The 13107-nt window shown below is 69.9% G+C and carries 12 protein-coding genes; 7 read left to right on the forward strand and 5 right to left on the reverse strand.

The genetic code is table 11. The features are described from left to right. On the forward strand, positions 1–928 hold a 928-nt coding region (locus VIB55_RS15700; protein ID WP_331877605.1), incomplete at its 5' end, for a LysR substrate-binding domain-containing protein. A gap of 339 nt (positions 929–1267) precedes the next feature. Then, positions 1268–2218 (forward strand): TerC family protein, encoded by a 951-nt coding sequence (locus VIB55_RS15705; RefSeq protein WP_331877606.1) that lies wholly within the window; start codon positions 1268–1270, stop codon positions 2216–2218. A gap of 54 nt (positions 2219–2272) precedes the next feature. Here VIB55_RS15705 and VIB55_RS15710 read toward each other — a convergent pair whose 3' ends face one another. After that, positions 2273–3208: an ADP-ribosylglycohydrolase family protein gene (locus VIB55_RS15710; protein WP_331877607.1), complete on the reverse strand. Its 936-nt coding sequence runs from the start codon at positions 3206–3208 to the stop codon at positions 2273–2275. Between the two features lie 168 nt (positions 3209–3376). Here VIB55_RS15710 and VIB55_RS15715 point away from each other — a divergent pair, with 168 nt between their 5' ends. The 4 genes from VIB55_RS15715 (at position 3377) to VIB55_RS15730 (ending at position 6955) form a co-directional block, all read left to right on the forward strand. Continuing rightward, a complete protein-coding gene (locus VIB55_RS15715; protein WP_331877608.1) occupies positions 3377–3994 on the forward strand; it encodes a hypothetical protein in 618 nt (205 codons plus the stop codon). Continuing rightward, a complete protein-coding gene (locus VIB55_RS15720; protein WP_331877609.1) occupies positions 3984–4196 on the forward strand; it encodes a hypothetical protein in 213 nt (70 codons plus the stop codon). Before VIB55_RS15715 ends, VIB55_RS15720 begins: the two co-directional genes overlap by 11 nt. A gap of 210 nt (positions 4197–4406) precedes the next feature. Next, positions 4407–5789, forward strand: a complete 1383-nt coding sequence (locus VIB55_RS15725; RefSeq protein ID WP_331877610.1) for a DUF1800 domain-containing protein — start codon at positions 4407–4409, stop codon at positions 5787–5789. 2 nt (positions 5790–5791) lie between these two features. After that, positions 5792–6955 carry a DUF1501 domain-containing protein gene (locus VIB55_RS15730; protein WP_331877611.1) on the forward strand — a complete coding sequence of 388 codons (1164 nt, stop codon included), beginning with the start codon at positions 5792–5794 and terminating at the stop codon, positions 6953–6955. Between the two features lie 13 nt (positions 6956–6968). On the opposite strand, the gene VIB55_RS15735 is transcribed toward VIB55_RS15730, so the two are convergent. The 4 genes from VIB55_RS15735 to VIB55_RS15750 all read right to left on the reverse strand — a co-directional run bounded on the left by VIB55_RS15735 (position 6969) and on the right by VIB55_RS15750 (position 12185). Continuing rightward, positions 6969–7394, reverse strand: coding sequence for a hypothetical protein (locus tag VIB55_RS15735; RefSeq protein WP_331877612.1), 426 nt, complete (start codon positions 7392–7394; stop codon positions 6969–6971). A gap of 107 nt (positions 7395–7501) precedes the next feature. Then, the gene (locus VIB55_RS15740) at positions 7502–8995 is read right to left on the reverse strand and encodes a sensor histidine kinase (protein ID WP_331877613.1); all 1494 of its coding nucleotides are present in this window, start codon (positions 8993–8995) and stop codon (positions 7502–7504) included. Further along, positions 8992–9396, reverse strand: a complete 405-nt coding sequence (locus VIB55_RS15745; protein WP_331877614.1) for a response regulator — start codon at positions 9394–9396, stop codon at positions 8992–8994. Before VIB55_RS15745 ends, VIB55_RS15740 begins: the two co-directional genes overlap by 4 nt. A gap of 17 nt (positions 9397–9413) precedes the next feature. After that, the gene (locus VIB55_RS15750) at positions 9414–12185 is read right to left on the reverse strand and encodes a response regulator (RefSeq protein WP_331877615.1); all 2772 of its coding nucleotides are present in this window, start codon (positions 12183–12185) and stop codon (positions 9414–9416) included. Between the two features lie 117 nt (positions 12186–12302). On the opposite strand from VIB55_RS15750, the gene VIB55_RS15755 reads away from it, so the two are divergent. Then, the gene (locus tag VIB55_RS15755) at positions 12303–12902 is read left to right on the forward strand and encodes a TetR/AcrR family transcriptional regulator (protein WP_331877616.1); all 600 of its coding nucleotides are present in this window, start codon (positions 12303–12305) and stop codon (positions 12900–12902) included. The last annotated feature ends 205 nt before the right edge of the window (positions 12903–13107 follow it).

Raw genomic sequence — 13107 nt, forward strand, 5'->3', positions numbered from 1 at the left:
CGGCCTGGCGCTGACGGAGGCGGGACGAACGGCGCAGAAGTACGCGGACGAGATCTTCGGCCTGGGACGCGAACTGGCCGAAACGCTGCGCGGCCGCCCCACCGGCAAGCCCATGCGGCTGACCGTGGGGGTGACGGACGCGTTTCCCAAGCTGCTGGCGTATCGGCTGCTGGCGCCCGCACTCAAGATGGATCCACCCACGCAGCTGGTGGTGCATGATGACCGGCCCGAGCGCCTGTTCGCGGAGCTCAGCATCAACGAGGTAGACCTGGTGCTCACCGACTCGCCGCTGCCGCCGGCCGCGCCGGTGCGCGCCTTCAACCACCTGCTGGGCGAGTGCGGGATCACCTTCTTCGGCGCCCCGGCACTGGCGGAAGCGTATGCGCCGGACTTTCCCCGGTCGCTGGATGGCGCGCCCATGCTGCTTCCGACGGAGGGCACCACGCTGCGCCGCTCGCTGGCGCAGTGGTTCGACGCCACCGGCGTTCGCCCGCGCGTGGTGGCCGAGGTGGGCGACAGCGCGCTCCTGAAGACCTTCGGCCAGGCGGGGATCGCGCTGTTCGCGGGGCCGTCGGCCATCGAGCCGGAGATCCGCCGGCAGTACGCGGTTTCCGTCGCCGGGCGCGCGGACGAAATCCGCGAGCGGTTCTACGCCATCTCCGTGGAGCGGCGGCTGAAGCACCCGGCCGTGCTGGCCATCTCGCAGGCCGCGCGCGAAAGCCTGTTCACCGCCCGCCGCCGCCCCGGCACCCGAAAGAAAGACGCGTCCGCGGCAGCGGACGGCGCGGGGGCCGAAGAGGTCCTGGAGGCGTCAGCAGCGGCTTGCATCACCCCGCCACGAAAAAGCCCTCCGGCCCGCGCCGGAGGGCTTCTTTCGTATCCACAAGCCGGCCGCCCGCCCTCCTGCCGCAGCACATCCAATACATAGATCCGAAGTCACCCATAATCCATGCTTATGTTTCCCCTGCGCTCCCGCACCGCTAAGTCCGCTTTTCTCAGGCACTTAAGACGCGCTCGAAAGATGGGCCGGGAGAGCTTCATGCCGAATGAAGGTTCACCGACGGAGCTTGATGGGATGCGGAACTCCGGGCAGATTCGCCGGCGTGGGGAGTAGCCATCCGGCCGCGCAGCACCGCGCCGGAGCCGCCGGCCGCCACCCCGGGGTGCCCAAGCGCCCCCGGCCGGCGAGGACGGGGGAATCCGTCCCGGGCAAGACCACGTGGAATCGCACCGGGCCGCAGCGCGGCCCCACGGCAACGAGGGTCCCGTGGCAACGAGCATCTGGTTCTGGGTGGGCTTCAACGCGTTCGTGCTGCTGATGCTGGCGCTGGACCTGGGGGTGTTCCACCGCCGCGCACACGAGGTGAAGCTCAAGGAGGCGGCCGCGTGGAGCGCGGTGTGGGTGATGGCGGCGATGTTGTTCAACCTGGCCATCTACCTGTACGCGGGCCCGCAGGCCGGGCTGGAGTTCCTGACGGGCTACCTGGTGGAGAAGTCGCTGGCGGTCGACAACATCTTCGTCATCGCCATGATCTTCTCGTACTTCGCCGTGCCCTCCATCTACCAGCACCGCGTGCTCTTCTGGGGCATCCTGGGCGCGCTGGTCATGCGCGGCGCGTTCATCGGCGCGGGGGCGTACGCGCTGGAGCGCTGGCACTGGGTGATCTACGTGTTCGGCGGCATCCTGCTGCTCACCGGCATCAAGATGGCCGTGCGCAAGGACGAGGCGGTGGACCTGGAGAACAACGTGGTGGTGAAGACGGCGCGCCGCTGGCTTCCCATCAGCGCGCGGTACGACGGTCAGAAGTTCTGGACGGTGGAGAACGGAAAGCGGATGGCCACGCCGCTCTTCCTGGTGCTGCTGCTGGTGGAGTTCACGGACCTGGTGTTCGCCATCGACAGCATTCCGGCCATCTTCGCCATCACCAAGGACCCGTTCCTGGTCTACACGTCCAACGTGTTCGCCATCCTGGGGCTGCGCAGCATGTACTTTCTGCTGGCCGGCGTGGTGCACAAGTTCGTGTACCTGAAGTACGGCCTGTCGATGGTGCTGGTGTTCGTAGGCGGCAAGATGATGCTGCTGGACGTGGTGAAGGTGCCCACGGCGGTGTCGCTGGCGGTGATCGCCACCCTCATCGGCGGCTCCATCGCGGCGTCGATGTGGACGGCGCGCGGCCGCGGCGCGCAGGCCGCTACACCGGCGCCCGCCGCCCACTAACGCCGGGCACCAAGCCTCATGGCGAGAGCCCGCCGGGACGCCCGGCGGGCTCTTTCATCTGGCGATGGCGTGCGGCCCCTCGGACAGTTCGAGCAGGGCGTCCGCGTACGACTCGATCAACTCGCGTTTCGCGAGCCGCGCCACCCACTCAGCGGGGATTCCGCTCGCGCCGTAGAAGGCGCCGGCCATCTGGCCGTAGATGGCCGCCGTCGTATCCGCGTCGTCCCCCAGGTTGACCGCGAGCAGGCATCCCTCGCGGAAGGACTGCGCACGGTGGAACGCCCACAGCGCCGCTTCCAGAGAATGCACGACGTAGCCCGTTCCGGCGATCTCCGGTGGATTGCGGCGCTTGAAGCTCCCCGCCGCAATCTCCTGGATCTCGGCCGCCAGCGGCCCCCCGGTCCAGTACCCAGGATCCAGCAGGTCGTCCTTCGCGCGTCCCTCGATCGCCCCGACCAGCAGCGCACAGAAGTACCGGCAGGCATCCACGGCGGTGCGCGCCTGGTGGGTGGTTCGCGAGCTGTCGGCCGCGCGCTCGATCGCGAGTTCCAGGTTGCGCCGATAGAACATGGCCACGGGCGCCAGGCGCATCAGCGATCCGTTCCCGGCCTTCATGGGGTCGGTGGAACCGCTGAACGGCTCCCCGGTCGAGGCGAAGCGGTGCAGGGCCTCGGCAACCGTCATCCCGATGTCGAAGCAGCGCCCGGTGCTGCTCAGGTGGCCATCGCGATGCCACCGCACGTAGCGCCGCATCTGGTCGCCCGGATCGAACCCGCGGCACTCGATCAGGCTCTCGGCCAGGCACAGCGCCATCGACGTATCATCGGTCCACTGTCCTGGCTCCAACTCGAATGGCCCGCCCCCGACCATGTCCGTAACGGGAGGGAACGAACCCGGAGGCATGAACTCCACCGTCGTCCCCACCGCGTCGCCCACGGCAAGCCCGACGAGGCACCCGCGAGTCCGGTCATTCAGTTCAATGGTGTGCATCGTCCACAAGGCACGAAAGAGGGGGGCACGAGGACGCCGGTGTCGAGGCGAATATGATCATTGCGCACACGACGCCGCGCCGGTACTGTTGCCGCCCTTGGGCTGCCGTGCGTGGTTGCAGCCCCTCGTTGTGCCCGCTGCCGGGCACCGTCCAGGCGAGTTCGACCGGTGGTAGAAACGTCCAAGTTCGCCGCGTGGGTCGAAGAATTGAATTCTGCCCCCGCCACCGCTCATTATCAATGGGCATCAGAGTTCCGACGGCGCAACCGCTCGCCGGAATTGCACGCGTTCCTCGACGCCATCGAGAAGTGGCAGACGAACCCGGACCTCTGCAAAGCGATGAAGGCGGATGCGCGAGTCGTCTTGTCGGGCGGACCAGGCTCGCTTGAAGCCTCGATCCTGCTGAAAGCCGTTGCCTCCGCGGGGGGCACGGCACCGGAACTTTACAGGGGTGTCGGGGCATCAGGAACGGTGTGGGCCGTGCTGCAGCATTACCATGCCGGCACTGAGTTCGACATTGCTCTCGCGTCGTTTTCCAGCGACCGGGGAGTCGCTTCGGAGTTCGCTTGGCTGGCATGCGACAGCGGACACAACGTCGAGGTGGTGTTCGTGTTGCAAGCTGGTAGCTGTTCGGTTAGGATTGATGTGCTGGCGCCGGATCATATCCACTGGCGTGAGCGCGAGTGGTTCAGCGGTGGGCGTTTCGCGGTCGTCGACACTCGTGTTGTCTCCGACGAGATGGTGGAGATCCTCATCGAGCAACGGAAGGTGTTTGATGTCGGATGAGATGCTTCGCCCCGGTGACTACCGGCCCGCGCCGGAGGATATCGAGCAGATGTTTGGCGGGTTCGCCGCCGATCGCGCCCGGATGCGTGCGCGGCGTGCCGCGTACGACGTGGTGCGCCCCGCCGTCAAAACCGGTATCGACATGGGTGGTCCCAAACACCGTAATGGGGACGGCCAGTCGCGACGCGAGACTACTCGTTAGGCGCTAGCGCCAAATAGCCGGGTTACATCAGATCCGATCGTCATCAGAGCGGGGCCGTCCAGGCTAGGGACGGCCCCGCTTACGTATCGTGAGCACGCCGGAGCAAGCGCTCCCCGAATCCCCAACACATCGTCCTCGCCGGGTGTATATTCCGGTGCAGGCGCGTCGGCCGTAGGCGCGATCCTTCCTGACCCGCGGTGGACGAGATGAATGGCGAGTGACGCGGCGCTGCGGGCCCTGAACCGCTTCGGGCTGGGCGCGCGGGTGGGTGAACGGGCGCGCATTGGCGACGCGCGGGGGTGGCTGCGGGCGCAGCTGCAGGGCGCGCCGCCGGAGTTGGCCGCGCCCGCGAGCGCCGTGCCCGCCAACATCGCGGCCGCCCTGCGCACCCTGGGGATGCGCGCCGCCTACGGCGAAGAGGAGCGACAGCAGGCGCGCCGGCGACTGATAGGCATCGCCGACGACGAGAGCCGGGCCGCGCTCACGCAGCGCGTCGCCAGCGAGCGGCCGTTCGTGGAGCGGCTGGTGGCCTTCTGGTCCAACCACCTGTGCGTGTCGGCCGGGGCCAAGCGCGTGGTCGCGCCGCTGGCGGGGGGCTACGAGCGCCAGGTGGTGCGCCCCCATGTCCTGGGCCGCTTCGAAGACATGGTGCTGGCCTCGGCGCGGCACCCGGCCATGCTCTTCTACCTCGACAATCACCAGTCCATCGGCCCCTCCTCCCCCGCGGGGACGAGGACCGGTCGCGGCGTCCAGCGCGGGCTGAACGAGAACTACGCCCGCGAGCTGCTGGAGCTTCACACGCTGGGGGTGGATGGCGGCTACGTGCAGGCGGACGTGGTGGAGCTCGCGCGCATCCTCACCGGGTGGACGGTCGCGGGGCTGTACGGCGCGGGAACCCGGCGCCCGGGCCGCGACGACGATGCGCCCGGCCCGCTGCGCTTCGCCTTCCGCCCGGCGCAGCACGAGCCCGGCCCCAAGACGCTGCTGGGCCGGCGCTACCCGGAAGCCGGCGTGGACGAGGGAGAGCAGGCCATCCGCGCCCTCTGCCGCCATCCGTCCACGGCGACCTTCGTCGCGACCAAGCTGGTCACCCACTTCGTAGCCGACCAGCCGCCCCCGGCCGCGGTGGAGCGCGTCGCCCGCGTCTTCCGCGACAGCGAGGGCGACCTGCGCGCCGTCTCCACAGCACTGGTGGAGCTGCCCGAGGCGTGGAGCGAAGGCGCGCGCAAGTTCCGCACGCCGCAGGACTGGCTCGTCGCGGCCCTGCGCGCGCTGGGCGTTCCAGGCGCCGGCGACAACCTGGCGCGTGCGCTGCGGCAGCTGCGGCACCCGCTCTGGTCGCCCGCCGCGCCCAAGGGGTTCGGCGACACCATGCAGGACTGGGCGGATCCCGACGCGCTCCTCAACCGCGCCGAGCTGGCCCGCACCCTAGGCCGGCGCATCGGAGGCGGGGGACCGGACCCGCGCACGTTGCTGGACGTGGTGGAGGCACCCGCCGCGGACGCCATGCGCGCCATGCTGGCCGACAGCACCATCGCCCCGGCCGAGCGAATCGCGCTCGCCATCGCGGCGCCCGCGTTCCAGTGGAGGTAGCGATGGACCGTCGCGAGTTCCTGAAGACCATGTGCTCCGGCGGGATCGCCACCTTCGGCTTTCCCGTGGTGAGCTTCGCGCAGGTGCGGCAGAGCGGCCGGCTGGTGTTCGTGCTGCTGCGTGGCGGGTTCGACGGATTGGCCGCCGTCGTCCCGTACGGCGACCCGGCGTACGAGGGGCTGCGGGGGCCGCTCGCGTTCCAGGACGGCGACCTGGTGCCGCTGACGCCGATCTTCGGCCTGGCGCCGGGACTGGCGCCGCTGCGCGAGTTCTGGGACCGGGGCGAGATGGTGGCCCTGCACGCCATCGCCATCCCCTACCGCACCCGCAGCCACTTCGACGGGCAGGCCATCCTGGAGACGGGACTCGACCGGCCGGTGGGCTCGTCGGACGGCTGGCTGAACCGGCTGCTGCAGATCATGCCCGGCGAGCGGTCGGGGATCGCCATCGCCTCGGGGATGCCGCGGTCCATGGCCGGCGCGCACGAGGTGCAGACCTGGTCGCCCACGCAGCTGGGCGCCGTGACCGACGAGTACCTGGACCGGCTGGCGGTGCTGTACCGAGCGGACGGCACGCTGCACAACCGCTTCGAGGCGGCGCTTCAGCAGCAGGACCTGGTGGGCGAGGAAGAGATGGCGGGCGCCGGCGCGCGGCGCGGGGGCGTGACGCCGCTGCTGAAGTCCGCCGCGCGCATCCTGCGGCAGAGCACGGGGCCCAACGTGGCGGCGGTGGAGTTCAGCGGATGGGACACGCACGCCAACCAGGGGCTGGGTGGCGGGGCGCTGGACCGGCTCTTGGGGCAGCTGGCGGAGGGGCTGGTGGCGTTCCGCGCCGAGATGCAGGACGCCTGGGCGGACACGACCGTGGTGGTGATGACGGAGTTCGGCCGCACCGCGCGCCCCAACGGCTCGCGCGGAACGGACCACGGCACGGCGGGGGCGGGATTCCTGATCGGCCCGAAGGTCGCCCGCTCAGCCGTCCTCGCCGACTGGCCGGGGCTGGGCGACTCCGCGTTGTACGAGGGGCGCGACCTGCGGCCCACGCTGGACACCCGCGCGGTGCTCAAGGCCGCCGTCGCCGGCACCTTCGACCTCACGGGCGCGCAGGCGGACCGCATCTTCCCGGGATCGTCCGGCGTGCGGGGCCGCTACGAGCTGATGCGCTAGTCCGCCGCGGAGGTCACGCGCCCGGCCAGGGCGAGCGGCCGCCCGTTCCGGGCCGGGTCACCAGCGCTTCCACGAGCACGCCCTCGCTGGGATCGTATTCCTTCACCCGCAGGGCGGACCCGTTGGTCCACTCCACCACGATGCGGGCGCCTCCGCGCTCCACCGCGGCGGCTTCGTAGGGAGGCCAGCCAGGGCCCACCAGGCGGTCCCCTTCCACCAGATCGGACGCCTGCTTTACGCGCCTCACGCGCTCGGCCGATTCCACGGGGCTCACCACGACGGGAACGCCGGGCGGAAACTCGTCCCAGCGCCGCTCGTCGCCGCAGCGCCAGAGGACCTGCATCATCCCGTCCTGCATTTCGGCCGCCTCTACCACCCAGCGCTGGCCGTTCCGCTCCCGCGAATCGCCGGGGCGGAGGTGTTCTGCATTCCTGATCATCTACACGCATGTCGTTCTCGGGCCCGTGGCGCGGCACTCGCGCCGGCGCCTACGGTAGGACCGGAAGGCTGCACCTGCAACCCCCGTCCACTTTACGCCGATTCAAGCTAGGCTGCCGGGGCGGTACGGGGCAGGTGGACGGTGAACGTGGTGCCGCCCTCGTCCGAGGCCACCTCGATGGTCCCCGCGTGGGCGTGGACGATGCGCTCGGCGATGTAAAGCCCCAGCCCCAGGCTTCCCGACGGCCCGCTGGCGGCGCTCGCCGTGGACTCGCGCGGCTTCATGGGGTGAAAGATGCCCTTCAGCTGCTCGGGGGGGATGGCGGGCCCGCGGTTGTGGACGGCCACCGTGATCTCGTCGCCGCCGCCGCCCACGGTGACGGTGACGGGCGTGCCCTCGGAGCCGTGCTCCAGCGCGTTCCCCACCAGGTTGCCCAGCACCTGGGCGATGCGCGCGGCATCCCATTCGCCCCGCTCCTCGCCGCGGGCGTGCACCTCGATGGGCCGCTCCGGGTGAAGCGCGGCGAGCTCGTCCACCACCTCGTGCACCACCTTGCCCATGCTCACCTCCCCACGGACGATTGGAATTCCCCCGCCCAGGCGGCTGCGGGTGAAGTCCAGCAGGTCGCCCACCATGTGCACCATGCGGGTGGAGCTGCTGGCGATGCGCCCCATGAGCGTCAGGTGGGGCTCGGCGAGCTCGCCCGTGTCCAGCATGAACCGGGCGGAGGTGAACACCACGCCGAGAGGCGTGCGCAGGTCGTGGCCCAGGATGGCCAGGAACATCTCCTTGGAGTTGTCGAGCTCCTCGGTATAGCGCGAGACGGACTCCGCCAGAGACTGGTCGATCGCCTCGTTGAACCGCGTCAGGTCGTCCACGTCGGCGGGGGTGAGTTCGCCGTGGGCCTGGGTCCACAGCCGGATGACGCTGGCGCGCAGGGCACGGTACTCGGAAACCATCTGCTCGATGGTGAACCCGCTCCCCGCCCGGTCGGCGCCGTGCTCCTCGGCCGCGGTGGCCGCCGCGGCCTGGACGGCGGGCGCTTTCCCCTTGGATTTTTCCGACTGCTCGTCCCCGCCCTGCTCCGTGCCCAGGTCGGCGGCGATTACCTTGAGCATTTCGGCGGCGTGGTCGCGCAGCGCCACGATGTCCATGCCGCCGCTGGCCGGCGTGCACGTGCGGGCGAACGCCTCCCACTCGGCCAGGATGGACTCGGTGTTGTCCATGATGAACCGCGCCAGCGGCACGCGCACCCGCCCGGAACCCGGCGCGGACGTAGCCGGGGCGGCGGGCTCAGTCGACTCGGTGGACTCTGCCGGCACCGTGGACGGCACCGGCTCCACGGCCTGCGCATCGGGCTGCACGGGAGCCGGGCGGATGCCGAAGAAGTTGTCCTCGATCAGCCGCAGCATGCGGTACGCCGCCGCCCGCACCTTCTGGAGGTCCGCCACCAGGCTCGCGGCCTCGTCGTCCTCCGCCCGCTCCACCAGCAGCTCGGCGTAGCCGATGATCTGCCCCAGCGGCGTGCGCAGGTCGTGGATCAGCCCCGGCGGCAAAGCGTGCCGGGGCGCATCGTCGGCGCGGCGGGCGGGGGCCGTCACGCCCGCGGCTCCGCTCCCGAAGGCGCCAGCGCGCCCGCCCTGCCCAGCAGCGCCTCGATCTTGCCCAGCAGGCGCGGCAACTCCACCGGCTTGGTGTCGTAATCGTCGCAGCCGGCCTCCATGGCCTTGCCGCGGTCGCTGGACATGGCGTGGGCCGTCAGGGCGATCACGGGAATGCCGCGCGTGGCCGCGTCGCCCTTCAGGCGGCGCGTGGCTTCCCAGCCGTCCATCACGGGAAGGCTCATGTCCATCAGCACCAGGTCGGGGGCCTGGGTGCGGGCCATCTCCACCCCGCTTTCCCCGTCCACCGCCAGCACCACCAGGTAGCCCTTGCGCTCCAGACGCCGCGACAGCATGTCGCGGTTCATCTCGTTGTCTTCCACCAGGAGGATCTTGGTCATGGCATCGTCGAGAGCGCTCACGCGGGCACCGCGCGCCGCTCTTCTCCCTTTCTCGTGATCATGGGGCGCTGGGCGCCGTTGTCGCCCAGCAGGTCGCGAACGCGGTGCAGCAGCCCCTGGGGCTCGTCGCCCACCTTCTGGACGATGGTCTGCACGTAGCCGTTCAGCCGCTGCCGCTCGCCGTTGCTCAGGTCGTGCGACGTCACCACGACGATGGGAACCCCGCGCCACTCCGGGCGGCTGCGCACCTCTTCAGTGAACTCGAAGCCGTCCATCTCCGGCATCATCAGGTCCAGCAGGATCAGCCGGGGGCGCGCCTCTTCCATCACCTCGAGCGCGTCGCGACCGTTGGCCGCCTCCGTCACCTTCCACCCCTCGGCCTCGAGCATGCCCTTCATCAGCGCGCGGGTGGCCTCGTCGTTGTCCACCACCAGCACGGCGCAGGGGCCGTCGGTGCAGGTGTACTTCTTCAACAGGCGCGAAAGCCGCCGGCGGTCCACCGGCTTGGTGGCGAACTCGGCGGCGCCCAGCGAAAAGCCCCGGTTGGGGTCGTCGACCATGGTCAGCATCACCACCGGGATGTGGCGCAGCGCCGCCTCGGACTTGAGCGCGGTGAGCACGCTCCAGCCGTCCATCCCCGGCATCATCACGTCCAGGGTGATGGCCGCCGGCTGCATCTCGCGGGCCAGCCGCAGCCCCTCCTCGCCATCGCTGGCCACCAGGACGCGGTAGCCTTCCTTGCCCAGGAACTGCTGCATCAGGTCGCGCTGCACCTCGTCGTCGTCGATCACCAGCACGCAGCTCGCGTCGGAGGGGAGCGAATCCAGGATGGCCGGCCCGGCGCCGTCCACCGAGCCCAGGGCGGGCGCGGCCACGGGGCCGGGATCGGCGCCGACGACCAGGGCGGGGAGCTTGATGGTGAACACGCTCCCCACGCCGGGCTCGCTGCTGACGGTGACGTCGCCGCCCATCATCTGGCTGTAGCGCCGGGTGAGGGCCAGCCCCAGCCCCGTGCCGCCGAACTTGCGCGTGGTGCTGGCGTCCGCCTGCGTGAAGTCCTGGAACAGCTTCACGATCTGATCGGAGGTCATGCCGATCCCCGTGTCCGTCACCCGGCAGACGATCCACTCGCGCCCGTCCATCCGCTCGCGCCCCGCGGCGACGGTGATGGTGCCCGACTGGGTGAACTTCGCCGCGTTCGACAGGAGGTTGAAGAGCCCCTGCCTCACCTTCACCTGGTCGGCGTGCATGCTGCCCAGGTCCGGGGAAATGTTCACCCGCAGCTCGTTGCCGTTCGCCTGCACCAGCGGCTGGATGGTGGACGCCACCTCGTCGAGCAGCACGCCCACCTCGAAGTCTTCCAGGAACAGCTCCATCTTCCCCGCCTCGATCTTGGACAGGTCCAGGATGTCGTTGATCAGCGCCAGCAGGTGCTTCCCCGCGGTGCCGATCTTCTGCAGGTCGGCGGCGAACGCCGTCAATTCGCGCTCCTCGGCTTCTTCGAACAGCATCTCCGAGTAGCCCAGGATGGCGTTCAGCGGGGTGCGCAGCTCGTGGCTCATGTTGGCCAGGAACAGGCTCTTGGTGCGGTTGGCCGTCTCGGCCGCCTCGCGGGCCATCCCCACCTCTTCCTCCGCCCGCCGCCGCTCGGTGACGTCTTCCAGCCCCAGGACCAGGAGCTCGCCGTGGTGCCCCGCCTGCAGCCGGCGCGCGTTCAGCAGCATCACCCGCCGCCCGATGTCGGGAAAGTCGTGCTCCAGCTCGAAGTCGTTGAACACGGAGCTGGCGGGGATGATGTCTTCCAGCAGCGTGCGCAGCGCGGGGATGTCCCACTGGCCGTTGCCCAGCTCGTAGATCAGCCGCGTCTCCGTTTCGTCGGCGGAGACCTCGAAGGTCTGGTAGAAGGCGCGGTTGGCGCTGTGCACGCGCAGGTCGGGGTCCAGGATCAGCAGCGGCTTGCGCACCGTGTCGACGATGTCCTGCGCGTACGTTTCGATGGCCCGCAGGTCGGCCTCGGCGCGGCGGCGCTCGGTGACGTCTTCCATCGCCAGCACCACCAGCTCGGCGTGGCTCGACGCGCGCAGCTTGCGGGCGTTCAGCAGCATCACCCGCGTGCCGATGGTGGGAAAGGTGTGCTCCAGCTCGTAGTCGTTGAACACCGAGCTGGTGGCCATCACCTCGTCGAGCAGGGTGCGCAGGTCGGGGATGTCCCACTGGCCGTTGCCCAGCTGGTAGATCAGCCGGTTCTCCGTCTCCTCCGCCGACACCTCGAAGGTGTGGTAGAAGGCCCCGTTCGCGCTGTGCACGCGAAGCTCGGGGTCAAGGATCAGCAGCGGCTCGCGCACCGTGTCGACGATGTCGCGGGCGTACGTCTCGATGGCCTTCAGGTCGGCCTCGGCGCTGCGGCGCTCGGTGACGTCTTCCATCGCGAGCACCACCAGCTCGGCATGGCTTCCCGCGCGAAGCTTGCGCGCGTTCAGCAGCATCACCCGCGTGCCGATGGTGGGAAAGGTGTGCTCCAGCTCGAAGTCGTTGAACACCGAGCTGGTCTTCATCACGTCGTCCAGCAGCCCGCGCAGGTCGGGGATGTCCCACTGGCCGTTGCCCAGCTCGTAGATCAGCCGGTCCTCCGTCTCCTCTTCCGAGACGCGGAACGTCTGGTAGAAGGCCCGGTTGGCGCTCCGCACCCGCAGCGTGGCATCCAGGATCAGCAAGGGCTCGCGCACGGTGTCGACGATGTCCTGCGCGTACGTCTCCAGCTCCGCGCCGCGCGGCTTCCGTTTCAGCATCCGACCCTCTTCTCTCGTTGCGGAACACCGGGCGGAGCGTATTGACCAACCGGTAAATTCAAGCTAACGTACATCTACCAAGCGGTCAATAAGATTCAACCGACGGGTGAGGGATAGATGCCGGGGAAGCGGGCTTCGGAAGACGTGCGGCGCGAGCAGATCCTGCGGGCGGCGTTCGAGGTGGCGGTGCGCGACGGCATCGGCGGGCTCACCATCCGTGCGGTGGCGGCCGAGGCGGAGCTGAGCCATGCGCTGGTGATCTTTCACTTTCAGCGCAAGGAGCGGCTGGTCCACGAGCTGCTCGACTGGCTGATCGCCACCACCCCGGTGCTTCGCGCGCCGCTGGAGGTGGCGGACCTTCCCCACGCGATGGACCGGCTGGACGCGGTGCTGCGGCAGGAGATGGAGCGGCTTGCGCGCGAGCCCCGGCACACGCGGCTGTTCCTGGAGTTCTGGGCGATGGGCGCGCGCGACGATGCCATCCGGGTGCGCATCAGCGCCGAGCTGGAGCGCTACCGGCGGGCCTTCCACGCCATCATGGAGGCGCTGCTGCGGGCGGAGCCGGCTGCCTTCGCCGGCGCCACCGCCGACGGGCTGGCCGCCATGGCGGTGAGCTGGATCCACGGGTGCGCCGTGCAGGCCATGATCGACCCGGAGCACTTCGACAGCGGCGAGTACCTGGCGGCGGTGCGCGGCATCGTGGGCCAGCGGGGGTAAAGGCTTGGCGACGCGTTTGGCTGGACCCGGCGTGGACGACGGCGCCCCCCATCCCCAGCCCATCCCCCGCAAACAGCGCGGGGGAAGGGAGCCAGTGCCGGGTGCTTCGATGGCTGTTGATGCGCAGGCGGAGGGTGATGGCGGGTGTGGGGCGCTTCGATGGTTCCGGCGCAGTCCCGGCTGCCCTCTCCCCCCGGCCCCCTCT

The organism is Longimicrobium sp. (assembly GCF_036554565.1).
Lineage (GTDB): Bacteria > Gemmatimonadota > Gemmatimonadetes > Longimicrobiales > Longimicrobiaceae > Longimicrobium.

Coding starts and splice junctions, on each gene's coding strand:
- VIB55_RS15725 (WP_331877610.1), top strand. CDS start 4,407: ATGGCGAGTGACGCGGCGCTGCGGGCCCTGAACCGCTTCGGGCTGGGC.
- VIB55_RS15755 (WP_331877616.1), top strand. CDS start 12,303: ATGCCGGGGAAGCGGGCTTCGGAAGACGTGCGGCGCGAGCAGATCCTG.
- VIB55_RS15710 (WP_331877607.1), bottom strand. CDS start 3,208: ATGCACACCATTGAACTGAATGACCGGACTCGCGGGTGCCTCGTCGGG.
- VIB55_RS15745 (WP_331877614.1), bottom strand. CDS start 9,396: ATGACCAAGATCCTCCTGGTGGAAGACAACGAGATGAACCGCGACATG.
- VIB55_RS15730 (WP_331877611.1), top strand. CDS start 5,792: ATGGACCGTCGCGAGTTCCTGAAGACCATGTGCTCCGGCGGGATCGCC.
- VIB55_RS15750 (WP_331877615.1), bottom strand. CDS start 12,185: ATGCTGAAACGGAAGCCGCGCGGCGCGGAGCTGGAGACGTACGCGCAG.
- VIB55_RS15735 (WP_331877612.1), bottom strand. CDS start 7,394: ATGATCAGGAATGCAGAACACCTCCGCCCCGGCGATTCGCGGGAGCGG.
- VIB55_RS15720 (WP_331877609.1), top strand. CDS start 3,984: ATGTCGGATGAGATGCTTCGCCCCGGTGACTACCGGCCCGCGCCGGAG.